The sequence below is a fragment of the Heyndrickxia acidicola genome, from assembly GCF_001636425.1.
GTDB lineage: Bacteria > Bacillota > Bacilli > Bacillales > Bacillaceae_C > Bacillus_AE > Bacillus_AE acidicola.
Genome location: NZ_KV440953.1, coordinates 3,903,314 through 3,928,080, shown reverse-complemented (window position 1 = coordinate 3,928,080; position 24,767 = coordinate 3,903,314). Strand labels below are relative to the sequence as shown.

Here is a 24,767-nt window from a genome sequence, read left to right as displayed (position 1 = left end):
GGTTCTGTTTTGAAGTACAAAAACACAATTCGCTCATCATTTTGTACGATAAATAACATTGAAAATCGAAGTAAAATAACAGTAGAAAAGTACAGTGATTCGTTCACTGTGCCTTTTAATATATAACGAATTGAATTTTCTAAATGTTCTACGGAGGTTTGTGCTAAACTTGAAGCAAGAAGTTTGTGAAGGTACACACTTAAACTCCCTCAGTTAGATTCATTTTTCTCGTGAATACTCGCTTATTCGCAGAATTTCAAACCACTTGTAAGAACTCCCCTAAATCCTCCATGCAGTGTCACAGCTTCGCTTGTTATACGAGATCGAAGTCCCAACCAGCCTCAATCATGTTTCTACAAGTAGGGGGTGAACGGTTTAGCTGACGGGGTCTATGCCCCACGGGCAGTTACGTTCTACCCTGGCTACTGATATAATAAGACCAAAATAAATAAGGTCAACCAGAAATATTTAGCATTCTGGTTAACCTTATAATACGAACGGGGCAGGTTAGCGTAAGAAGGTGGACCTTATTCGCAATTCGCCCAAATTACAAACAAAAAATTGAACTGCAACAAAATACAGTTCAATTGACAAGTATTATTCATTTTAAGTTCTAAACAGGGAAATGACATTGTTGTAAAAAAATCTTTCCCATCTTGCCAATAACCCATTTCCATTTTCGCCTCTTTGGATTTCAGTTTCGTGCTTCTTATGAAATTCTGCTATTCGTTTATTATGCTCTTTGTGCCATTGGTGGAGGGCTACCTGCTTCATTTTAATCCCTCTTTCGTTTTTTTCTTAATTATATTTGTAAAGTGATAAAAAAGAAAGTGATTTCAGGGCTCCCTAAGCTTTGTTGAGCAATACGTACTGCGTTCAATCCCTTTCTTCCACTAACGAGACAGGTTAGTGGAAGAAGGAAAATTCATTTACATAAAAGAATACAATATTTAAAGGGTGCAATCTGAAGAATAAGATGATAATTCCTTTTACGATGTACTGTTTAAAATTGAACAAAATAATTTATTAACAATGGTAATCTTTAGGATGGTGCAGGATTTATAAGTATTGTTTAGGAATTTCTTACATTTAAAGGAGTGTGTAGTTATTTGTTTTTACGAAAAATTACTCTTTTGAGAGAAGAAGTTACAGATTTTAATACATACCCTTTCACTGTTCCTGCTATAAGAGGAATGAAAACATTGGACTTAGATAGCGAGGTAACATTTTTTGTAGGTGAAAATGGGTCTGGTAAATCCACTTTGCTTGAGGCTATTGCGTACAAGTGTGGATTTAATGCTGCAGGTGGAGGAAGAAACAATAGATATGATGTAGAATCATCTGAAGCTGTTTTGGGAAATTACATTCGTTTGTCTTGGTTACCAAAAATCAGTCAGGGTTTCTTTTTAAGGGCTGAAAGTTTTTATCACTTTGCTTCTCATCTAGATCAACTATCCGAGGAAGATCCAACTTTTAATTATCAAGGATATGGAGGCAGGTCATTACACCACCAGTCCCACGGAGAATCTTTTTTATCATTATTTTTAAATCGCTTTTCAAATAAGGGCATTTATATATTAGATGAACCAGAGGCAGCATTATCACCAGCTCGCCTATTAGCATTTATGAGGATTATTTATCAATTGGTGAGTAGTGGAAATTCTCAATTTATCATTGCTACACATTCGCCAATTCTTCTCGGGTATCCAAACGCAAACATCTTTAGTTTTGATTCCGATGTAATTGAAGCGTTAGATATGAAGACACAGAACATTATCAAATAACGAAGGGATTTCTAAATAGAAAGGAACGGTATCTAGAAGAATTATTTTTAAATAGTGAGGACTAATAAAAATATAGACTGAATTACTCAAAGAACGGGCGCTAAAGTTGCGGATTAGGCTGTCATTGTTGTCACCTTTTTTCTTCTTGTGCTAAAGGGGCAGTTTACTTGAATAAGAAGTATGAAATAAAGGATTTAATTTACCATATGCAAATAATGAAGAATACTCAAGTATGATAATGAAGAAAATAGTTAGTTGTTAAGAAACTATAAATTTATTCTAATAAAAATGTAAGTGAGGGTGCATAAATTGAATCTACTCAAGCGTTTGTGGTATTTGTTGATGATTATAGGAGTTGTAATGTTCTGTATCCGTTCACTCTTAGTCCCACCTGAAACTTCGTTTACGTTATGGCTTACCAGATTGGGCTATCTTTTCTTTTTTTGTGGTGCCATTTTAGGTGGAGTTGAAGAATATATGAAAAAACACAAAATTTCTGCCTACATTTTGTTTGGGATAGGCATCCTTATAATTTTTGATTTTGTTTGGTGGAAGTATATCTTACGTTGGAACAGTTAAAGTATACTACGCTTACTTGGCTAACTGGTGCAAGACATTAAGAACTGGCTCCGAATTTCGGTGGCTTTTTTTATTGAAGTAACGGGCAGGTTAGTGGAAGAAGGATTTCCCAATTTTTGTATAGAATAAAATAAAATTAATACTTTAATAAAGATAATTATTTAGTTCATTTGTACTGGAACGAATCTATTTATTGTTAGGAGGTGTAAAATGAAAGAGTTTTTTATTTCAAAGACTTTTCTAATATCTTTTGTCATAATGTTAATCCTCTGGGGCATTCAAATGGATACTACAGCCACATTAATTAATTTTATTGCTTTAATATGCCTTTCAATTCTATTAGCCTCAATTATTACCCTAATACTTAATGCCATTAGAAAAACAATAAGACATAGTTGATTTTTAAAAAATGCTTTGTTTTTACGCGGCAATCTTTTTTCTTATGGAACTAACAGGAATCTTAATCCACTCCTTACTTACTCGTTGAGTAGGGTTTTTTATTGAAATGTTCTAGAAATACATAAAAAAACAGGCTCTATAAATAGAACCTGTTTTTATCATTTTATTAGATTAGGCTGCTTGAACGTTAGCAGCTTGAGCGCCACGAGCACCTTGCTCAATGTCAAATGTTACTTTTTGACCTTCATCTAAAGATTTGTAACCTTCACCTTGGATAGCAGAGAAGTGAACGAATACATCTTCTCCAATTTCACGTTCGATAAATCCAAAACCTTTTTCTGAATTAAACCATTTAACTGTACCTTTTTCCATTATTGTTGCCTCCTAGTGTGTAACCACACAATGTGTTACTATCCCTGCCCAAAGTGTTCATCAAGATGAAAAGTCTACACTTATGCTATCCTTTACACCGAACAAAAATAATCCTTTTTCATCATAACAGGAAACAAAAAATTTTGCAAATTTTCGAACTTTAACTGAAATGTTACTCAGCTATAAGGCAAGTTGGTTTAAGACCGAGTGTCATCATGTGTACTACCGAAAATAAAAAAGCACCCGATTATTCGGGTGCATACTTCATTATTCCATGTAAATAAATTGAGTATTCTCGCTGTATTAACTCTCTCAATTTAATTTTTCCTTCGCTTTCTAATTCTTTAACCAATTCTTCAATCATATTTTCATCATCTTTTGTAGCCTTAGGAATCTCTAATGAAAACATGTTACTTCGACTGGCATTGCGTAGGTTTTTTAATAATTCAACTTTATTTAATACATTCAGCATAAATCATTCCTCCTTGGTTCTTTCGAGTAGGTGTTAAAAAAAGCGTTAATCAGACATACTGACTAACGCTTTGCCAAGTAAAAAAATATCTTGTTGGATGCTGCTCCGAACTTGGTTATCGCTACAGTTATTAAGTTCAATTAGTAAACGCCCAAGTTCTTTAATAAATAGTAAGCATTCAAATTCACTTACCATAGCGTACTCTCCCTTACGTAGGATAGAAACACTATGTCAACAAAGACTATCACAGTCTTCATATATATACAATCGAGTAATCTAACATAAAAAAGCTGTGGAAATACAATAGCAAATTTGACATACGGGGGAAAATTAACCTTCCCTTTATTGGTAATCCGACACGATTCATATTGTTTTTACTTTTTTTGATTTTTTAAGAAAAAGTAGTTGACACTAAAAATAAATTTATGATATTATTAAAAATTTGATAAAAAATAATATATGTGTTAAGGTTAAGAAGGTTACATATATGGAGGTGGATTATTTGTTTCAAATTGGCGATAACATTGTTTATCCAATGCACGGAGCAGGTATAATTAAAACCATAGAAGAAAAGGAAATCTCAGGGGAAAAACAACAGTATTATGTCATAAAAATGTTAATTGGTAATATGGAAGTCATGATTCCTACGGGTAAAATTTTGATTTCAGGTATACGCCCTGTTACTGACATAATTGCATTAGAACACATCATAAACATTTTTCATCATGGAGAATCAGCTAGATTACTGCCGTGGAAACAAAGGTACAAAGTGAACACGGACAAAATAAAAACGGGTAAAATACAAGAATGTACTGAAGTTGTACGTGATTTAATGCGTATGAAGAAAGAAAAAGCACTTAATACAAGTGAAAAAAAAATGTTAGATAATGCACATGAATTCTTGATTAGTGAATTGGGATTAATTAAAGGCATTACTGAAAATCAAATAAAAAGTTTCTGTTAAGGTTAATTTAAGATAATGTATTACATCTCCCGAAAATATACTGAATTTTTTGGGGAATATGTTTATTATTAAAAGTAAATCTTTTTAAAGACATTCAACTTCTCCAACTAACTTTTAGAGCATTAACCTCTTTTGTTATTTCTACAATCTAACCCATTTTTATTATTTAAATTTCCGTTACGAACCTTTGAAGTTTCATCAAACAACTCGATAAATCACTTGATTTTTGCAATCCTGATTCACACTGGCACGGACAAGGAGCCGTAAGGATGAAAGAGAGGTAGGGCTTTCATTGTTTTAGGAATACAATATATTATTTAAGTCATTATTTCTAGAAGAAAAAACAATCAATCTCACTTCTATCTTTAAGAATTTTTTACATCTACTTGGACAGTGAAAAAACGAATTGGTAACACCAAATGGTCAACTACAAAAATGGTTTCCAGACCAGGAAATCATTTTTTATTTTATTTACATAACAATATTAAAGATTACTGATGATGGTTTTAAATCCTTTGATGAAGGGCAAAATGAAATCTCTTTAATCTTTCATAATTAGTATAAAAATAAGCGTGATTCTTACAATTGTTAAATGATTAAAATTTGTTTATTAATGAACAAATCTAATAAAATTGTCCATTATCTATGTGAAATAATTTATGTATGTAGTCGAAGGGTTGAACAGGGTGGGAATACCTTTTAGCTCCACAAAACCTTCCAAAAGCAAACTAACGGAAGGTTATTTGGCATGGACATTTTTAGTATATCATGAGGTTATAAATCTTTTTATTGAAAAATGTTGACAAACTATTAGCTGGTTTAGCTTAAGTACATTCTTTCACATTCTGATTTTGTAACTATATATTCCTCTACACCATAATCCACTATGTTCTGCAAAACATCATTTTAGTTTAAATATGGTTCTAAGCTATATCTTGGAAAGTCGATTTGCTTTTTAATAAGGCAAAAATCCAATGTAAGAGCTTGTTCACACAGGCGATAACTGCTACTTTAAAAGGTTTTCCTTCCTCACGTTTTTTATCGTAAAACTCACGTAACTTTCTATTCCGAGGAATGATCTCATCGCTTGTTTTGCTCTTACGACAGTCACGAATCGCACAACGAACAGCCATATATAAGGCGTGACGAAGTCTGCTAGACCCTCTTTTAGTGATTCGGTTTATGGTAGCTGTAAACTTTCCAGACTCGAAAACGCTAGGGTCAACTCCTGCGAAAGCTACAAGCTTTTTTGGATTCGTAAATCGATCTATCTCTCCAATTTCAGAAATGATCGTGGCGGCGATCTTTTCTCCAATTCCAGGGATAGATTTGATGATATTATATTCTTCAATTTCCTTAGCGAGGGCATCTATCTCTGACTCTAATGTGGATAGATGCTCTTTGTATTGAAGAATGATGTTTATATACATCCTTAAACTCAATATATGACTCTGATAAACAGTCTTTTCAAACGGATTTCGGATTGCGGCAGCTTTAAGCTGTACAACTTTTTCCTTTGCCCATCTAGATGACCGACTTTTACATAAACTAGATATTTTATCTGCCAGTGTTTCTACACTTACCTCTAAAATATCTTCAGACGAGGGAAACTCTGAAAGAGTTAAGAGTGATATGACTGAATATAAGTCACCAAAAACACCTCTATATTCGGGAAAAACTTGGTCCAGATTTGCTTGAAACTGTAGCTTTGTTTGGATCAATACCCCAGTTATATTCTCGTGCTGTCTTGTAAGATTTCGAAGGTTTAAAAGTTGAACTCCTCGTTTCTTATACGGCTCCAGCTCCTCTTTATAAAATAGTTCGCATAGATGATAAGCATCAGCCGCATCTGTCTTTACTTTCCGAAGGCTTGAACTTTTAGCCTTATAAGAAATCAATGGATTAATGATTATCAATAAATATCCACGGTCCTCCAAGTATTGAACAACAGGGGAATGATAGTGTCCTGTTGCTTCAAGGACGATAGGTGGTTTCTGACCTGTTTCTCTCTTTACTTCCTCCAGAAATTCCACAAGTAAACCAAGACCTTCAAGCGTATGAGAAACTTTAAAACTCTTACGATAAGGTTTGCCTTTCCCTAAAAATGCTTGAACCTGACTTCCTCCTTTTGATACATCCAGACCTATGACTGGATTCATTTCTAAATCCTCCTCCTAAACTAGTAATTGCCAGTACCCCTAATTCCTCCATGCAGTATCACAGCTTCTCTTGTTATACGAGATCTAAGTGTCCCAACCAGCCTCAATCATGTTTCTACAAGTAGGGGGTGAACGGTTTAGCTGACGGGGTCTATGCCCCACGGGCAGTTACGTTCTACCCTGGCTACTGATATAATAAGACCAAAATAAATAAGGTCAACCAGAAATATTTAGCATTCTGGTTAACCTTATAATACGAACGGGGCAGTTTAGTGGAATAAGGAGAAGAATCCCTTCAGCGGTACATCTGAAGGGATTCTTCCTATATATGAATCGACTTAAACTTGAATATTTGTGGGGGGCATTGTTGGTTTAATTAAAGTTTAGTTAGGAGCTTTTGTTTGCAGTAGTTTAATACCCATGCCGATAAAGATCATTCCTGTAATTTTGTTTAAAACCATTCCTACTTTTTGGTTTCCTCTTAGTTTTTTTGTAACATAAGAAGAAAAATAAGCAACAAATAAACACCATAACAACCCAGTGGTTGTAAAGGTCAGTCCCAGGATGAGAAATGGGATGGGTCCCGAAGCCTTTGTATCTATGAATTGTGGAAGAAACGCAATAAAAAACAAAGATACTTTTGGATTTGTAAGACTCGTCAAAAGTCCTTGCACGTATAGTTTCCGTATATTTAGCTTGTCGGGTGCAGTTGCCTGAAACGTTGCATTGGATTTATCAAGTAACATGCGAATCCCTAAATACACTAAATATATAACACCAATAATCTTAATTGCATTAAATAAGAAAACAGATTTTACAAGTATCATTGATAAACCAAACGCAACGAACAACGTGTGAGTCAAAGAACCGGTAATAATGCCCAAAACAGAATATACACCAGCTTTTCTGCCTTGTGACATGCTTCGCCCAACAATATACATAGTGTCTGCACCAGGAATTAAGTTTAACAAAATTCCTGTTAATAAAAATACTCCATAATGAGTTATACCGTACATAATAATCATGCACCTCTTTCTATTTTTAGGGTGCCCTTATTGATATTACAGCATTTTGTATGATGATAAAAGACTTTTTCCCTAGCTATCCTAAGATTGTGAAAAAATGTACTTAAATTATCGGGTGCTTTAGTCAAATATGACATATAATAGAAAAACGACTCGATCAATAAATTCGAGTCGGTTTTTGTTTGTGATCATAATTCCAGGTGTTTATCTGCCAATACCATTTTCTATCCGTCTAGTTTGGCTCCCAGCAATTAATTGGAGAGGGAAAAAGATTATGTATTCGCAGCGTTACAGAACTTTCTGTAACATCACTTTTTAATGTGCGAATTGGTATACCAAAAAGGGGACCAATTCTAAAAAAACCCCTTTATATCAATATAAAAAAGGGTATCCAAAATCGCTGTGAATTGATACCCTTTTTCATATACTTTTTTTAATTTTGTACTCGAAAACAGAACCCGTTAGTCATCTGACTGCTTTTTTCCAATCTATCTATTCTTTTTTAAACGTCCATTTACTATCTGGGTAAAGGTTTATGTGCTGATAAAACAAAAGCTGCCCCCTTCACCTAAGCTTTTCTGGACTTCACTTTTTCCTTTTCCCGGAAACGCAAGGCCGACCAGGTTTCATCAATGGACACATTACTGACAGGCCGAAATGGCGTCTGATCCTGAAGGAATGCCGCTAAGATGTCCCGGTTAATATCTGTATTTATTTTCGAGCTCTTTTTAGGAAAAGCAATCCAAAAAACGGCATCCTCTTCTATGTGCGGCAAAATACGGGGCAGCCACTCCTCTACATCCTGTTTATGATGAGCAAAAAGCAGGGCAAAGGTCCACTTTCCCTCCGAATCCTTTGCGGAAATATCCGATTCATATCCTTTCGGAGCATTCAACACCATCGCACTGCCCTCTTTATAGCGCAGCTTTTTTAAAACCTCTTGATCCATCTAATTCCCCTCCCCTGTGATTGGCAGCAGTAATATAGTAAATGATTGAACTAGATAGGGCTGTCTGATGATAGCCGCCAAAGAGATTGTCCAACTTTTTGACAGCTATGGTCCAATAGTGGCAGCTACTAGCTCACCAAAAATGCCTTATTAAAAAAATAACCCCTATCCAAATCGGAATAGAAATGAGGCAGCCCCATAAACAGCCTTTCGCAAAAGCTCCATCCTGTTCCATAAAAACACCTCTTATACCTCTATTCCCCTAGTATATCCTTAAGCCCTACAGGAAAAAACTCAAAACCCTACTTCTGCAGAAAAATATCACTTTTTCCCCACGTTATCTCCGTCCTAAGGATTTGTTTCCATGAACAGGAATTAAAAACAGGCCATAAGTGGTCTAATTGATCCAATCAAACAAAGATTGAGGACTATCGGGCACGAACTTCAATTCCCTCTGCTTCGAGAGTGGAACGAATTTTTTTGGCAAATTCAAGCGCATGAGGACCATCCCCATGAATGCAGATCGTATCTGCCTTAACGATCGCATCGTCCCCCTGTACAGAGCAGACGCGGCCTTCCTTTACCATTCGAAGGATTTGATTGATTGACTGTTTGTCGCTGGTTATAAATGCATTGGCATGTTTTCTTGGTGTTAATGTCCCATCCAGCTGATATGTTCTGTCTGCAAATACTTCATTAGCAGTGTGTAACCCGAGCTTTTCTCCCGTTTTGACAAGGGTACTTCCTGAAAGGCCAAATAAGATTAAATTGGGGTCCGCTTTGTAAACGGCCTCGGCAATGGCTGCCGCAAGCTCCGAATTCCTTGCCGCCATATTGTATAATGCCCCATGCGGTTTGACATGCTTCAACCTTCCCCCTTCCGCTTGGACAAACGCATGAAGAGCTCCGATTTGATAGAGAACCATATCATAAGCTTCTTGCGGAGCAATGTCTAAGTTTCTGCGTCCGAATCCGATTAAATCCGGCAGTCCAGGGTGGGCGCCAATCGCGGCGTTCTTTTCCAATGCCCGCTTAACAGTCTCCCTCATCGTTGAAGGATCCCCGGCATGAAAGCCGCAAGCAATGTTGGCTGACGTAACATAATGTAAAATTTCTTTGTCATTCCCTTTTTGATACGCACCAAAACTCTCACCTAAATCACAATTCAGATCAACAAACATATTCCCACCTCTTCCCAGATACTGCAGAGACCAAAATTATTGCAACTAGCCAGCAGCCTTTGTTTAACTGCGTGTAATAAGTTTGATCCCTTGTGTGACTGTTTTTATCATGACTTCTCTTTTTATGATTGCTTGCTGTGCTTCATGCAGCTTAATTTCCTTAAATTGAATCTTTTCCCCAGGTTTTCTCTGAGCTAAAATAGGCAAATCAACAGAAGCAATGAAACCGATCTTTGGATACCCGCCAGTGGTTTGCCGATCTGCCATGAGAATGATTGGCTGCCCATCAGACGGAACTTGAATCGTTCCTGCCGTTACTGCCTCAGAAAGAAGCTCCACCGGCTGTTCCAATTCCATTTTTGTCCCGGTTAACCTATATCCCATTCGGTCGGATTGAGGAGTAATTTGAAAAGCTTGTTCAAAAAAGCAGCGCCTGCTTTCTTCTGTGAATTGTTTGAACTGTGGCCCTCGAATGACACGAACGGTTTTATCTTCATATAAAGGGAGAATGTTTTTACCAATGTACCAGTCTGTAGTGATAAACGGGGATTCTTCATTTTTATTAGCTAATAAATCAAATAGTTCTAAACTATTCGCTTTAGGCTCTTTCGTTTCCAGGTAATCTCCTTTTTGCAGAGTACGGCCTTTATATCCCCCAATTCCTGCCCGTAAATATGTACTTCGGCTTCCGAGAACGTTGGGTACATCCAGACCGCCTGCAATGCTGATATAGGCCCGGCAGCCTTTTTTTGCATGTGCAAACTCTACTACACTATCTTTTCTCACCAAGACGGGACGCCAATTTGGAACTAGGCTGCCGTCAATCATCGCAGAAAAATCACTTCCGCAGATGGCAATCAGCTTATCTTCATGAAATTTTAGTTTTGGTCCTAGAAGAGTGATTTCCAGCACTGCTTCGTTCAAAGAATTACCGACCAGAATGTTAGCCAGCCTAAGGGCAAGTGTGTCCATTGCCCCGCTTACAATGATACCGTACTGCTGATAACCCAATCTCCCTATGTCTTGTACGGTTGTACTAAGCCCTGGTTGAAGTACTTCAACACCCATTAATCTAACCCCTCCCACTGATCGTATTCTTCGCGTGTAATCGGGCGAAAACGTACGGTGTCTCCAGCGCGCAGCAAACAGGGTGAATTTTTACCAGATCGAAATAATGACAACGGCGTCTTCCCAATAAGCTGCCAGCCTCCAGGGCTTTCAATTGGATAGATTCCTGTCTGTTCTCCGCCGATTCCCACACTGCCTGCGGGAATTGTCAAACGGGGAGAATGACGTCGGGGGGTGGCGATTCGTGAACTCATCCCCCCTAAATAAGGAAACCCAGGAGCAAACCCAAGCATATAGGTAAGGTACTCCTTCTCAGAATGGATACGAATCACCTCATCCTGCGTTAGGCCATTATGGATCGCAACATCTTCTAAATCCGGTCCGAATTCCCCCCCATAGCAAACAGGAATCTCTATTACTCTCGCTTCTTTAACCTGTCCGTTCGAGAGTTCTGATACAATTTTTCTTAATTTGTTAAGGACCCATTCGTATGGGAACTGTGCTCCCATATGAAAAAAATAGATTGGATCATAATAAACAGATACAGTTGTAAATCCTGGAACCATTTCTATCATCCCATCAAAGGGGTGTTCCTCTAAATAACTGGATAAAGCCATTACTTTCTCATGTGTTATTCTATCAATACGATCACCCATGCTGACAACAATTCCTGAATCCCCGAGAGGAGAAAATTGAACGTTATCCATTTTTCCACCTCCTTTATTCAGTTGGAATTTTAATAGGATAGAAGGAAAGGATCTTTTCGTAAACTTTGTTGCTATTTAACACAAAAAAATATGAAATTCACAGGCTCTGTAATTAACCTGTGAATTGCTTACGAAAAGATGCCAAGAAGACGGAAGAAATTCGGATTTATTTTTTGTACGTAAAGCAACAATCCCTGCGAAAACAGCCAAAGAAAAGAGGAGTGTTTATATCATCCCCACTTTTTAGCTGATTTGGCCGCCAAGAGAAACGATGTCCTTTTCATATGTTACGGCTGCTTCTATTGCTGCCTTTAATCCTTTAACAATGGTTTCTAACGCCATGCTCGGCTGACTTGGATTTTTCACGGCCTGCTCCGGAAGGAATGGAATGTGAATAAATCCCCCCTTTATGGAGTTATTCATTGAAGCAAGCAGATCCATTAACCCATAAAAAAGATGATTGCAAACGAATGTACCCGCCGTTTGCGAGACAGAAGCAGGAATCCCTCTCTCGTTCATGACTTCCACCATTGCCTTAATCGGTAAAGTGGACCAATAAGCCGCGGGGCCTCCTTCAACAACAGGGGTATCAATAGGCTGTCTGCCTTCATTATCTGGAATACGAGCGTCATTCACATTGATTGCTACACGTTCAACAGTAATAGCGGAACGTCCACCCGCCTGCCCAATACAAATGACGATGTCAGGCTGGGTTTCAGAAATGGCTTTTGCCAAAACATCAAGAGACTTATTGAATACCGTTGGAATCTCCCAGACGTTTATTTCATATTTTTCTGTAACGGTTCCCTCCAACTCTCTTATAGCTTCTAATGCTGGATTAATAGATTCTCCGCCAAACGGTTCAAAGCCAGTTAATAAAACCCTTTTCATCGTTCTCCCTCATTTCTTATTCATTTCCTTCCTGGTAACCCAATTGAAAAGATATTTCCTTTGCGGCACTCTTTAACAGTTCAATTAATTCTGGATGCCGTTCCTCACCAAAGCGGGAATCAGGACCGGCAATACTAAGTCCCGCTGCCAAACTGCCCGTATGATCAAAAATGGGTGCTGCTATTGAGATTGTTTCATTTTCCAATTCAGAATCACTTATTGTATACCCATTCTCTCTCGCATCTGCCAACACTTCCCGCATTTGATCCTTATCTGTAATGGTCCCGCTGCCGATTGGCACCATTTTTGTTTCACATACATAACGTTCTTGTTCATCCTCATCTAAAAAGGCAAGTATGATTCTCGAACAAGCCCCTGCATATAAAGGGGCTCTTCGGCCAACTTTTGTGTAAAGCCGAACGGGATGCAGCGTGTCTACTTTTTCAATATAAATGGCATCATTGCTATCCTTAATAATCAAGTTAACGGCCTCTTTGGCCCTATCTCGAAGTTCCTTCATGATGGGCAAGGCAATTTGCCGGATATCTAATCGTTCAGCAACTAACTGGCCAAACTGTAAAAATTGAAGCCCCAGCTTATACCTGCCTTCATCGTTTTTTTGCAGAAATCCCATCGTTTCGAACGACCCAGCCATCCGATGAACAGATGTTTTCGGCACACCTAAAAGTTCAACCATTTCATTTAATGTCAGCACTGAATGATGTAAAAATAGATTCAACACATCCATTGATTTTACAACGGTTATATTTTTGTTTTGCATCCCTTGCTCCTTTTTTCTGCTAATCTTCCATATTTTTCAGGGGCCCGCCTTTATTTTAGGGAGAACAAATACATAAACAGAATATTCACCCCTAAAATAATCAGTGCCGTCGGAACCTGAACACGTATGACCTGGTATTTATCCTTTAAATCAAGCAAGGCGGCGGGAACAATGTTAAAGTTTGCAGCCATGGGGGTCATCAATGTTCCACAATAGCCTGCAAACATTCCCAGTGCCGCTACATGGTTTGCATCCACTCCAAACTTGCCAATAAGAAGCGGTGCAGCGATTCCCGCTGTCATAACCGGAAAGGCAGCAAATGCATTCCCCATAATCATAGTAAATAAGGCCATTCCAATACAATAAGCAAACACTACCCAGAAAAGAGAGTGGGTTGGAATAACACCGCTTACTAACTTTGATACAACGGTCCCGACACCAGCAGTCGTGAAAATCGTTCCTAACGTTGCCAACAGCTGCGGAAGTAAAGCAGCCCAGCCTATGGACTCCAGCAACCGCCTTGATTCCTTAACAGCAATGACCGGTGAGCTCTTTGTCATCCATAATCCAATAATAAGGGCTGCAAATGCAGCAGCACCCAACGATACAAGCGTTAGACTGGTTTGATCTAAAAAGAAGCTTCCGAAGATCTTTACTCCTTTAAGACCTGTAGATCCTGCAATCGTTAAAATAGGAATGATGAGCGCAGGAATGAAGAGCTTGTTGCCAAATCGTTTACGGTTATTTCTTCTTTCTTCTTCACTTGGCTCATTATAGCTGCCAAGCTTTATTCCGCCTGACCCGGCTATCAGCACAAGTGCAATTGCGAGAATCCCCATATAAAAAGGCGGGATGACCTTGCCAAATAAAAGCGATACCCCATATAAGCAATAGAAAAGACCCGAAGTGAAGCGGCGCGGATTTTTACGATCTAAAAATGTATAAATACTTCCTGCTGTCGTTATAATCCCAATAAAAATATAAACATCTTCAATGGAAAGAATCATAAGCTACATCTCCTTACTCTTCGGAACTTTTTGGCTGATGCTTTTACCTAGACTGCGATCCAGTGATCGATCAAATAAATATAAACGAATACCGTGCACAATAAGGGCAGCTATTGCAGTTGGAATTGCCCATAAGGCCATTTTCAACGGATCAGAATGAATATGATTTTGCTGAAAAAACCCTTGCATTAACAAAATCGCACCCACTGCCACAAATACATCCTCTCCAAAAAACACGCCAATATTGTCTACTGCTGCAGAATGGGCTCGAATTCTTTCCCTTACTTGATCAGGAACTTCTCCATATTTAGCCTCTGCAGCTCCTTCTGCCATTGGTGCAACAAGCGGACGGACCATTTGTGCATGGCCGCCAATCGAGGTAAGCCCAAAAGCAGCAGCAACTTCTCGAATAATAAAATAAAACGTCAGTATACGTCCTGTCGTTGCAGCTTTGATTTTAGCAACAACACTTTCCGCTTGATCCCGCAAACCATTTCTTTCAAGAAGTCCGATAATCGGCAACGTAACAATAAAGACCGCCATGTATCGATTGGTCGTAAAGGCTACACCAAACTCTGTAATAATATTATAGAGAGACTGATGGGCAACAAGCCCTGTGACAAGACCCGCCGCCGTCACAACTAATAAAGGATTTAAACGGATGATAAAACCAATAATAACGATAGCAACACCTATTAAAACCATATTCAAAAACTCCTTTGCATTTTTTTAAAAGGCTTTTTTCGTAAACGTTGTGCTAATGACACAAAAAGGGATTAAAAACCCGAATTCAGTATTAGAAATTTAAATAGCTACAAAAAAATGCCGCGAAGACAGACAACATACAGAATGATTCTTTCTGTGTAAAGTATCAAATTTGCTTTCCCCTAGCATGGAGTCTAAAGCGGCCGAACTCGTTCAAGCCCAATTCGGATTGTTCCATTTTCTAAATGTTCACGCCTAAGCTGAATGTTCAATTTTCTTTCTTTCATCCAGTCAATGATTGCTTGATGAACGACATGATGGGCATGTTTACATGCAGCCAATTCCTTGTCATATACGGTTTCGTCGTTCACTTCTGTCATTAAATCCGCTGTTACCCATTGGCTGAACCGTTCGACCAAGTCATGAGAGTCAATATTCGCTTTACTTTCTCGTGTATAAGCAATACTGCCGTGTGATAATTCAACAGGAAAACGAATGTCATCAAAGTTGTTACCCCACCGCCTATAAGTGTTGAGCCACATGGTATTGTCATTGGCAACCCTTTTGTCTTCCTCGAGTCTTTTTGTTAAAAAGGAACGAAGGGAATCATATGCATCACGTTGGCGTGGGGAAGCCTCCTTTAATTCACGCCAAATGGTATACATCCGGCTGCTTGGAATCCAATAGGAAACTGGAAATCTTGGCGGGCTATTATAACCGCTAAAAGGCTGAATCCATTCATGGGATGGTACCCCATGATCATCAAGAACAACATCCGGTGCCCAGCGCTGCCATACGAAAGGATAAACCCTTGCTTCGCCAAACGGGGCATCCGGCTTGAAGCGATACTTTGCATACTCAATACCGCACGCATTATATCGAGCAGCATGCAGCTTCCAAAATGGATGTTCCGCTGCCATTTTGGCATGTAAGGCAGCTCCGTCAACATTTTCAAGCGGAACAATAACAAGATTTATTCTTTTCAATAGCTCATTTCTTCCCGCATACTTCTCAATTAACTGAAGTGCAGCATTCGTACTGGAAACTTCATTAGCATGATGCCTTGCATTTAGAAAAAATGTCGGCTTATATAGACAGTGTTTTTGAAAAGAGGAGAGAGTTTCTCCAGTTATCCCCTTAGCATACAATTCGACAAGCCAAATCCATTGCCCATTAAAAGAAAAATCAATCGGGAAAGCTTTTCCATGCATCTTCTTTTTGTTTATCTGCAGCCACTTTTCAACATCTTCATTCACAAACACATCATGATCAAGTGACTTTTCTTTTAATCGTTCTACACAACCTGCTGTATAGTTTAGACCCGGTTCTGAGCTCGCAAGCCACTCGCCGCACTCTTTTTCTAATTGATGATTGTCAAATCCACTAAATAAAAACGTTAATTCGTTCCTACACTTTGTTAACTTAGTAATTCTCACATGATTCATGGTTTCTTGAGGAAACATGCGGATTGTCTTTCGCTCCCCGCTTTCGTAAACAATCTCTGCTTTTGGTTCAGTAACCATTGTGTACAAAGCAATCTCTGCTTTTGGCTTCATGCCACATTTTTTATGCATAAACGGTAAAATGGCCCCAGGTGCATCCCAGCCTGGATCCCCAGCCTGTTTTCCATGTTCGTGCAAAGCATGCAGTGTGAAAAAATAAATATCTTCATGCAATGCTTCCAAAACTGAGCTCACTTCTTCAATGTGAGGAATTTTTATATCTAACGCATCCATTTCAACGTGACACTCAAGTCTTGAAAATTTTGGAATTCCCTTATGACTCCCGATTTGTTTGACCAATTCAGGCAGCACAAACCCTTGGTACCATAACCAGAATCGATATGGGTTGGTTTTAAAAGACTGACTTGCAAGTATCTCTTTTGCACCTTTTTGATAAATCCGGCATCCAGCAAAAGGTATCATGACGTTTCCATAACCTGGTTGACTCATCATATAAGGACAGCTTTCTGCCCATCCATCCCATTTAAACGAGGCTAGCACGCTGCCTTGCTTGCCCCTTGCAATTACCTGAAACATTGGTGCAGAAGGTTCATCATTTAACGTAAGATTGATCCTTTCTAACGGTAACGACAATTCTTCTGATAAAATCGCATCAAACGGATACATTTCTTGCAAGAAACGATGAACAAGGTCCAAATGTTTCTTCTTTGGTTGGAAAGCTCTAGCTTGTATTTCAATGGTATGCAGATTATTTTCTTGTTTTAAAAATGGCAATACTTCTTTCATTGCCCAATGCAGGCCAGATTTATTTGCATCTCGATGAATAAAATCCGATTCTATTCCCCAGCCCTCTTTCAGAACTCTTTTAAAATGCACGCTCCATTTAATAAAACTATCACCGCTAACTGAAGTGGTGATTTCAATAGAGAAATTCTTATTTAAGATTCCCAAGCTATCAAACTGAGGAAGAGTATGTAACAAATAGGATTCTATATCTGCCAGTTCCCCGGAGTCCTCCCAGTGAACGGTCCATATTGGCTTTTCTTCTTCAACAGATAAAACAAAGGGAAAATCCTGGCTCCCTTTTTCCGTTAAATACCGATTCCAAAACTCAGAAGGCTTCGATAAATTATCAGGAACGATAAGATGATTTACTTTTCTGACTCTTGATTCTGTAAAAGCTCTCATACCCAACTGAGCTCTAGCGTAAATGTCCCTATTCAAACTTTTAAGTGCACTGAACCGCTGGATCCACGTATCCCTTTCCATGCCGTTAGTTGAAAAGTATTCATTAATTATTTCCCGAACTTCTTTAACTATTTGATTTGGATGTGCTCTTATACGAAGTGCGGGTTTACCTTCAACCTCATTTATTTCCCATTCAATTTGGCCGTTCGTCGCTTCCTCTGCTTCCCAACAAATTAAGAATCTCTGACCATTTTCTTCATTCATGCAAGTGGTCAACGGAAAGCATACATATCCAGCGGACTGGGCCAAACTTGCTGCCATTTCAACATTAGCAATCGTTAAATTTAAATGGGAGTTCCTTATTCTCATTGAAACATCAAGGGTAGGATGTATTTCTCCTTCTATCTGTTGGTAAAGCCCTTCCGTTGTAAAAAGTGTATGCAGCGAATAGCACTCGAGTGGCTTTACACCTTGTTGTAATGAGGGCTGTGGCAAAACATTCATTTCTTTTGGTATGAATAATAAAGACTCTCCTTTGCTGTAAACATCGACAAAATGGTCTGTTACAAGTGATCTTGCAGCATGCAGGGTCATCTTCGGCGAGGTTCCGGTAATAACAAGCAAAGATTGATTTTCGTCTTGACTAACATACAGTATTCCTGATTCCTCTTGCAGTTCATTTCGAACAGTTAATAGGGGCTCTGATCTTTTACCGAGAACTCGAGCTAAGTATTCGCTCTCATAACCAATTACCAAATGCAGGTTTGGCCTTCCTCTGGTGGGTGCAGAATCCAATTGATCAAATATAAACAGATGGTCAAAAATTGGAAGGGGCAGATCAGTTAAATGCAAGCCAATTCTTCCGGCTATCTCTACCATTGCAGCAGACTCCCAACTTGTTCGATGAGAAGGAACAGTAACTCGCGCACACATTCCAGCAGGAGCTTCTTGCTCATCAATAGAAAAAAAGAGGCCTTTTATACTCCATAATTCTCGTAGATCCATCATGTTATTCCCAGCTTTCATTGTTCCATTTTTCGGAACTCATATTCCGAATTATTAATTAAATCTTAATATTTATAAAACTAAAAAACAACAATTTTTATCACAAAATAACTCATACTAGAATTTTAATCATTCATAAACATAGATTCTAACTGATAAAATACACGTTAAAATAAGGCTCTGTTAAATTTCTATGTTAATAACTGCTCGTTTTTTAGCTCATTTGCCAAGAAAGAAAGAAACAAAAAAGCAAATTTTTTTGCTTTTTTTGTTTCTTTCTTTCCTGGCACCTTTCAGCTGTGCTGAAAGGCGTGTGAAACAGCCGTTTCACACGAATGAGCTAAAAAACAACAGCGTCCTATAACAACAAAGCCTAAAATAAAATAACAACACCGCAGTACCAAGTACTGCGGTGTTGTTTTTAGTATACTTATTTTTTTAAAAAAGAGGGATACGTAAGGAGCCTATTCCCTACTCCTTTAACGTATCAATCAAAGTAATATGCTTTTCATAATAGAAACCACTTAATTTCCAAGTAGTTACAATATGCCGCTCTTAAGCTTTTTTGTACACATACAGCTGCTGTGAACCGCCTCTTCCATTCATAAAATTCCCTCCGCCTGCAGATTTGCTGGCAGATGCGTTAGAGGAACTCCAATCCTTGCTTGGAACTGCGGTACAGTTGTTTTTAATCCAATCCGTTACACTGGAGTTTCCGCCCATTCCTCTGGATGAAATCAAGAAATACTTAACTTCTCCTGCTTTAGCCATTTTAGCGAGTTTTTCAGGAGTGATTGCAGGATCGCTTCCCATAAATCCTCCCATTGCCATAACGGCATAGTTGGTTTTCTCCATAAACGGATACGCAGCGGTAGCACTTTCAGTAGCCAGCATGAATTTTTCTCCATGATAATTCTTTACTAAATACTGGATGAGCTTCGTATCAGCCTGGCCACCCATTTGGCCCATACCACCACCCCAGTTTCCTTGTGCAGCACCCTGCCATTGTCCAGCAGACGCTCCATTTGCCCGCGGTGTCCAGCCTGCTCCATTTTGGCCTCCACCAGATCGAAATCCTCCCTGGCCACCGTTACGCATTCCGCCAAAATGTCCATAGCCGCTTCCCCCCTGGGAAAAAGCCATTTTTGCACCTTGCATACCGCCAAATCCTCCAAAACCTCCACCAGAAGGGCCTGCTACAGGCATGGTACTATTTCCGCCCTGTATCACCGTGATCAGCCCCCAGCTAAATGGCAGGATCAATAAGGCGATCACTCCAGACAGCCCAAATGCATGGACTTTCTGATTATACTCACGCTGCATCATAAGGATTCCAAAGACTGCAATCCCAGCAACGAATACAACTGCTGTCCATACTTGTGAAACAGCTCCATTATTCTCGTAAAGAATGACTGCTTCAAATAAGAAGGTTGCGAGAATGGAAAACGGAAGCAGATAGGAGCTCCACCCTTGTTTTTCCTTAAATAGCTTTGATAAAACAGTCCAGCTGATCCCCGTTAGTGCAGCGATGGAAGGACCCATCATACTCATATAATATTGATGGAAGAAACCTGCGACGCTAAAAAAGATCATCATCGGGACAAGGCACGCAGCCCAAAACAGTGCGAATTGATGCTCCATTGTAAATGACTTCGTCTTTCTGAAGCTAACAATCATACCGATAATTCCAAATAGGACGAGCGGCAGAAGCCAGCTGATTTGCCCTGACAATTGCTTAGAGAACAGACGCAGAACTCCAGGCGTTCCTGTTCCGAATGAACCGCCCATTCCCATGCCGCCATAGAATTGACTGGAACCGTTTCTTGAATTTCCACCGGTATTCTGTACATGATGATTCGTTTCGGAAGAAGCATGCGTTTGAGAGGCTGCATGATTTTGGGACTTAGCATGTCCGCCAAAGCCGTTATGCTGGCCTGTTAACCTTGCCAAGCCATTATAGCCAAAAGCAAGCTCCAAAACAGAGTTTGTTTGACTGCTTCCTATGTATGGACGCTGATCCTTCGGTGTTGAGTCCACAATCACTGCCCACGAAAAAGAAACGGCAAATAACACCACAGTAGCAAGAATTAATTGAACAATTTTCTTTGTCCATTTAACTTTGAATGAAAGCAAATAAAATAAATAAAAACCAGGCAATACCATATACGCTTCAAGCATCTTGATATTAAAGCCAACCCCGACCAGGGCAAGACTCGCAATAAACCAGCCAAGACTTTGCTTATCTGCTGCTTTCATCAGCATCCATGTCGCAATTAATATATCCAGTACTAAAATACTGTCTACATTATTTGTTCGTACCACAGCCACAAAAATGGGTGTAACGGCTAGTACCAGACTTGAGATCAAGGCTGCCGTTCTGCCAAATTTCGGCTTTACAATAATATACATCAGTCCAACCGAAATAACTCCCGCCAATGCCTCTGGCAGCAGAACACTAAAATTGCTCCAGCCAAAGATTGAGGCACTTAAAGTCTGCAGCCACAAGGCCACAGGCGGCTTATCCACTGTAATAAAGCCAGCCGGATCAAAAGAAGCATAAAAGAAATTATGAAAGCTCTTCATCATACTCTTTACCGCAATCGTATAATATTCATTTGAACCAGCCTTACCAATTTGGAAAAAATTTAAAAAACAGGACAATAGCAATATTCCAGCCAGCAGAATATCAAATCTGGGCTTCTTCTCCATAAGTCAGTATCATCTCCTTTTCACTGCAACTTTTCATTGCTTAACTCATCATAAAAGACAAAATTTAAATTTCCATTAAACCATCATAAGAAAGAAAATAAAAAGAAGACAGTTTTTAAATTTAGTGGAATTTTTTCGCTTACCAAATCAGAAATAACTTAATAAAGAGTTGATTGATGTATTTTCCAAAGTCAAAAGAGGTATTCGACGGAGAGCTTAAGAAGGAAATAAACGCTAGAAAGTGAATCTTTTAAATGGGAATATGTTCTATTTCGGGCTCGATAAAGGCACAAGGATAAATGGCGAATTTTAGTTTTTGAAGGTCATCGGCATGATGAATAATCAATAATGGGGAGAAGCAAGTATGATTGAATTACTGCATTTTGATCAAAGAGATTGCCTGCAAAATTTTTACATAACAAATACCATCTTTAATGCGAAAAGAGTGGCCGTTGGCGTTTGTAGGTAAGGAAGAGGATATACAGTGGCGGACAATCCAGAGACTCAGCCAGCTTCTTTAGTGTTCGTAGAAAACAATACTGTAATCTGTCACGCTGCTATCCCCTGGAAGTATATAAATTATGGAGCCCGCACATATAAAGCATTCGGGTTAAGTGATGCTATCACCATTCCATTCTATCGTCAGCAGGGATTCGGCTTAAAACGGAGAAAGAAGCTTATTCATTTATAGAAAAGAAAAAACCTGATATTAGCCTCTTTACTTGTGAACCTGCGTTAGTACATTTTTATTCACAAGGCGGCTGGGACTATAAACATACTCTAAATCTCATAGGAGGTACTCGGAACAAACCCTTCAAGAGCTAGATGAACGGAAGCTATGGTAGAATTCATATTCACTTAGTCAGCATTTCAAGGGGAATGCAGGTGTATAACAGTAGATTAGAGCTTTTACTGGGTTAAGGACAAGCTCAGTATAAAGATAACACCAGTTCATTTCTACTCTTAGTGTGATAACGTGTGATGCACGGGCGGCTAATGGACCCTTAATTGGACATTTGCACTTCAATAATGAACCCTTTATTTTAAACTATACCCGTCTTTTTAAAAGTGAGTAGCTTCGCTATATAAAATGGCGGTTAACAACCTATTGTGCGTTCTCTATGCATCTTCAAAATCAAGTGAAGCCGAGGCACAGCCAGTTTTATGTGGCAAGGCTGGACTGAATAGAGCTAAATACGGTTGGATAGTATTCAGGAATATGATAAGCAAAATCATGTTTACCCACCTGCAGACTCACCTGTTTACGGGATCCATCCTCAGATTGGCTGAATCCACTCGCCTCGACGTCTTTTACTTTACCTGTAAACAGCTTTATCGCATCATCTAATTTTATTTTTACAATGCCTGTTACTTCATCGGTCTGCAAACTAAATTGCTCGATTGCAGCGTCTGTTTCAAAATAATAGACATGGCAAAACTCACGGTCCGTGAGACCATTTGTATGTATTTCCTCTTTAAACAGTCCAATTGGATGGAGATCCGTATATAAAATCTTTAATCCAATCTCTTCCTCGATTTCTCTTATTCCTGCTGCCGGAGATTCTCCTGCCATTAAATGGCCGGCAACGGCAATATCAAAACAGTCGGGAAAAACCTTTTTTCCAGGATGCCTTCTTTGAAAAAGAATATAAATACCATCCTTTTCCCGTTTTACCACATGACAATGGAAGGTTTGGTGCCACTCTCCCTTTTCATGTACTTCTTGTCTTGACGCTGTACCCTTTGGAACAAAATTTTCTGTAAATATATCTAATTGTTCTGTTTCCATAACAGTCTCTTTCTTTCCCTATTATTTATTCCTATATGTTTGATTGGGTATATTCACGTAGTATGTAGACGTTCTTTTCGGTCTTGGATTATGAACTTCCAATGCCTATTCTTAGGAGATTGATTCATCCTCTATATTGCAGCCAGGCATTAGTGCTGAGATGAGATAACGGTCCTTAGACACTCTTCTTTTAGTGTCTTGGTCTTCTTACAAAGCTCTACAGGTATTCCTTTATTCAAGAGAGCTTCTGCAATTTTTCTAATTGATTTGGAGTTGCTTTGATTCCTCATTCTCTCAGCTCCTTAAGATACTGGTTTTTCAAAAAAGGGCTTACAAACAAAATATTCCGTAAACTAGTTTTGCAAAACAAGCATACATTTATATTACCTTAATTTAATTAATATTTGATTAAGTTCAGAAAATCTCCATAAAAAGTTTACAATTTACAAACGTAACGGTATATAAAAAAACAAAGTACTGAATTATTTCATTATAGCATTCTTTATCTCCTGCTTTTTTTGGAGGAATGTTTGTACAGTTTTTCTATTTCCCGCTCCCTCTTTCTCATTAACTGTAAATTAATTCTTCTTTGCTAACCTGAATGCTAACTTCCTTATATGGAGGTAAGAAAGCAGAGAGGGCTTAGCTATGAAAAATTTAATCTTTACAATTCTATTGGCCGTTTTGATTGTTTGTGCTGCTGACAAACGATTTATTAATACTGGTAAACCCATTATTCAGCAGGTTTCCAAGGAGACCGCCAGCACATCGCCTATCCTAAAAACGACTAAAGTCCATACACAAGCAAAAGTCCTGAAAGCTCCAAAACAAAAAGTGAGTAAAAAGCTTGCAGTCAAGAGCCTTCCACGCCGGAATCCATCTGCCCATTCAGCCAAAGCAGCAAACAGAACAGAACTATTAAATGTACCCTTATATAATCAGATGTCTTCTCCCCGGCTTTATAATGGATGCGAGGTAACGAGTCTTGCAATGGTGCTGAATTACAATGGCTATCATGTGACTAAAAATGAGTTGGCTGAAACCATTCACACAGTACCGCTCTATTATCAAAACGGAGAAAACGGAAATCCCAATGAAGGCTTTGTGGGGAATATGCAGGATGGTCCCGGTTTAGGGGTCTACCATGGCCCTATTCTCAAGCTTGCACAAAAGTATGCCGGCAAAAAGGCAGTGGATTTAACCGGTTCACCTTTCAGTAAGATATTGAAACAAATAGACCAAAACCATCCCGTTTGGATTATTACCACCTCTACCTTTGCACCCGTAAGTAATTTTAGAAGCTGGAAAACACCGGAAGGATTGATTCAAATAAGCTTTAGCATGCACAGTGTTGTGATAACAGGCTATGATCAAAAACACATTTACATAAACAATCCTTATGGGATAAAGAATCAGAGAGTAGATCGTCAAAGCTTCATTAAAGCCTGGGATCAAATGGGAAAGCAAGCCATCACAATTACCAGACATCCTTGATAACATTGGATTAATAATTAATATATTTTCTTGCCATACTCCCTTAAGTTTATAACTATATTGCCATCCGAAGCTC

At 38.7% G+C, this 24,767-nt stretch carries 21 protein-coding genes and 1 pseudogene; 4 read left to right on the top strand and 18 right to left on the bottom strand.

Annotated elements, in window-relative coordinates; all coding sequences use genetic code 11:
- Positions 1-606: 606 nt before the first annotated feature.
- Positions 607-774, bottom strand: coding sequence for a hypothetical protein (locus tag A5N88_RS25615; protein WP_198160319.1), 168 nt, complete (start codon positions 772-774; stop codon positions 607-609).
- Between the two features lie 335 nt (positions 775-1,109).
- Here A5N88_RS25615 and A5N88_RS18370 point away from each other — a divergent pair.
- Positions 1,110-1,849: pseudogene (locus tag A5N88_RS18370) on the top strand (AAA family ATPase).
- 1,084 nt (positions 1,850-2,933) lie between these two features.
- On the opposite strand, the gene A5N88_RS18355 reads toward A5N88_RS18370, so the two are convergent.
- The 3 genes from A5N88_RS18355 to A5N88_RS25610 form a co-directional block, all read right to left on the bottom strand.
- Positions 2,934-3,134, bottom strand: coding sequence for a cold-shock protein (locus tag A5N88_RS18355; protein ID WP_066268654.1), 201 nt, complete (start codon positions 3,132-3,134; stop codon positions 2,934-2,936).
- Positions 3,135-3,381: 247 nt separating this feature from the next.
- Positions 3,382-3,606, bottom strand: a complete 225-nt coding sequence (locus A5N88_RS18350) for a hypothetical protein (RefSeq protein WP_066268651.1) — start codon at positions 3,604-3,606, stop codon at positions 3,382-3,384.
- 45 nt (positions 3,607-3,651) lie between these two features.
- Positions 3,652-3,801 carry a hypothetical protein gene (locus tag A5N88_RS25610; RefSeq protein ID WP_198160318.1) on the bottom strand — a complete coding sequence of 50 codons (150 nt, stop codon included), beginning with the start codon at positions 3,799-3,801 and terminating at the stop codon, positions 3,652-3,654.
- A gap of 292 nt (positions 3,802-4,093) precedes the next feature.
- On the opposite strand from A5N88_RS25610, the gene A5N88_RS18345 reads away from it, so the two are divergent.
- Complete coding sequence (locus A5N88_RS18345) at positions 4,094-4,570, top strand: CarD family transcriptional regulator (RefSeq protein ID WP_066268650.1); 477 nt, start codon at positions 4,094-4,096, stop codon at positions 4,568-4,570.
- 923 nt (positions 4,571-5,493) lie between these two features.
- Here the strand turns inward: A5N88_RS18345 and A5N88_RS18340 are convergent.
- The 12 genes from A5N88_RS18340 to A5N88_RS18285 all read right to left on the bottom strand — a co-directional run bounded on the left by A5N88_RS18340 (position 5,494) and on the right by A5N88_RS18285 (position 21,408).
- Positions 5,494-6,729: an IS110 family RNA-guided transposase gene (locus A5N88_RS18340; protein WP_066268646.1), complete on the bottom strand. Its 1,236-nt coding sequence runs from the start codon at positions 6,727-6,729 to the stop codon at positions 5,494-5,496.
- A gap of 383 nt (positions 6,730-7,112) precedes the next feature.
- Positions 7,113-7,745 carry a LysE family translocator gene (locus A5N88_RS18335; protein ID WP_066268644.1) on the bottom strand — a complete coding sequence of 211 codons (633 nt, stop codon included), beginning with the start codon at positions 7,743-7,745 and terminating at the stop codon, positions 7,113-7,115.
- A gap of 577 nt (positions 7,746-8,322) precedes the next feature.
- Positions 8,323-8,703, bottom strand: coding sequence for a hypothetical protein (locus A5N88_RS18330; protein WP_066268641.1), 381 nt, complete (start codon positions 8,701-8,703; stop codon positions 8,323-8,325).
- A gap of 428 nt (positions 8,704-9,131) precedes the next feature.
- Positions 9,132-9,884, bottom strand: coding sequence for a LamB/YcsF family protein (locus A5N88_RS18325; protein ID WP_066268640.1), 753 nt, complete (start codon positions 9,882-9,884; stop codon positions 9,132-9,134).
- Between the two features lie 63 nt (positions 9,885-9,947).
- On the bottom strand, positions 9,948-10,952 hold the full coding sequence (locus A5N88_RS18320) for a 5-oxoprolinase subunit C family protein (protein ID WP_066268639.1): 1,005 nt from the start codon (positions 10,950-10,952) through the stop codon (positions 9,948-9,950).
- Entirely contained in the window at positions 10,952-11,659 is a 708-nt protein-coding gene (gene pxpB, locus A5N88_RS18315; protein WP_066268638.1) for a 5-oxoprolinase subunit PxpB, read from the bottom strand. Before pxpB ends, A5N88_RS18320 begins: the two co-directional genes overlap by 1 nt.
- Positions 11,660-11,902: 243 nt before the next feature.
- Entirely contained in the window at positions 11,903-12,550 is a 648-nt protein-coding gene (gene pcp / locus A5N88_RS18310; RefSeq protein ID WP_066268636.1) for a pyroglutamyl-peptidase I, read from the bottom strand.
- Positions 12,551-12,566: 16 nt separating this feature from the next.
- Entirely contained in the window at positions 12,567-13,331 is a 765-nt protein-coding gene (locus A5N88_RS18305; protein ID WP_066268634.1) for an IclR family transcriptional regulator, read from the bottom strand.
- Between the two features lie 50 nt (positions 13,332-13,381).
- On the bottom strand, positions 13,382-14,338 hold the full coding sequence (locus tag A5N88_RS18300) for a DUF979 domain-containing protein (RefSeq protein ID WP_066268632.1): 957 nt from the start codon (positions 14,336-14,338) through the stop codon (positions 13,382-13,384).
- A 3-nt stretch (positions 14,339-14,341) separates the two neighbouring features.
- The gene (locus tag A5N88_RS18295; protein ID WP_066268630.1) at positions 14,342-15,043 is read right to left on the bottom strand and encodes a DUF969 domain-containing protein; all 702 of its coding nucleotides are present in this window, start codon (positions 15,041-15,043) and stop codon (positions 14,342-14,344) included.
- 194 nt (positions 15,044-15,237) lie between these two features.
- A complete protein-coding gene (locus A5N88_RS18290; protein WP_232317594.1) occupies positions 15,238-18,702 on the bottom strand; it encodes a M14 family metallopeptidase in 3,465 nt (1,154 codons plus the stop codon).
- A 552-nt stretch (positions 18,703-19,254) separates the two neighbouring features.
- The gene (locus A5N88_RS18285; protein ID WP_066268628.1) at positions 19,255-21,408 is read right to left on the bottom strand and encodes a glycosyltransferase family 39 protein; all 2,154 of its coding nucleotides are present in this window, start codon (positions 21,406-21,408) and stop codon (positions 19,255-19,257) included.
- A gap of 484 nt (positions 21,409-21,892) precedes the next feature.
- Between A5N88_RS18285 and A5N88_RS18280 the strand changes: the two genes are divergently transcribed.
- Complete coding sequence (locus tag A5N88_RS18280) at positions 21,893-22,099, top strand: hypothetical protein (RefSeq protein ID WP_066268626.1); 207 nt, start codon at positions 21,893-21,895, stop codon at positions 22,097-22,099.
- 471 nt (positions 22,100-22,570) lie between these two features.
- Here the strand turns inward: A5N88_RS18280 and A5N88_RS18275 are convergent, their stop codons facing one another.
- Together A5N88_RS18275 and A5N88_RS25090 are read right to left on the bottom strand one after the other, a co-directional pair.
- The gene (locus A5N88_RS18275; RefSeq protein WP_066268622.1) at positions 22,571-23,197 is read right to left on the bottom strand and encodes an NUDIX hydrolase; all 627 of its coding nucleotides are present in this window, start codon (positions 23,195-23,197) and stop codon (positions 22,571-22,573) included.
- Positions 23,198-23,346: 149 nt separating this feature from the next.
- Positions 23,347-23,487 carry a hypothetical protein gene (locus A5N88_RS25090; RefSeq protein WP_157090720.1) on the bottom strand — a complete coding sequence of 47 codons (141 nt, stop codon included), beginning with the start codon at positions 23,485-23,487 and terminating at the stop codon, positions 23,347-23,349.
- 358 nt (positions 23,488-23,845) lie between these two features.
- Here A5N88_RS25090 and A5N88_RS18270 point away from each other — a divergent pair, with 358 nt between their 5' ends.
- Complete coding sequence (locus tag A5N88_RS18270; RefSeq protein ID WP_083953216.1) at positions 23,846-24,691, top strand: C39 family peptidase; 846 nt, start codon at positions 23,846-23,848, stop codon at positions 24,689-24,691.
- The last annotated feature ends 76 nt before the right edge of the window (positions 24,692-24,767 follow it).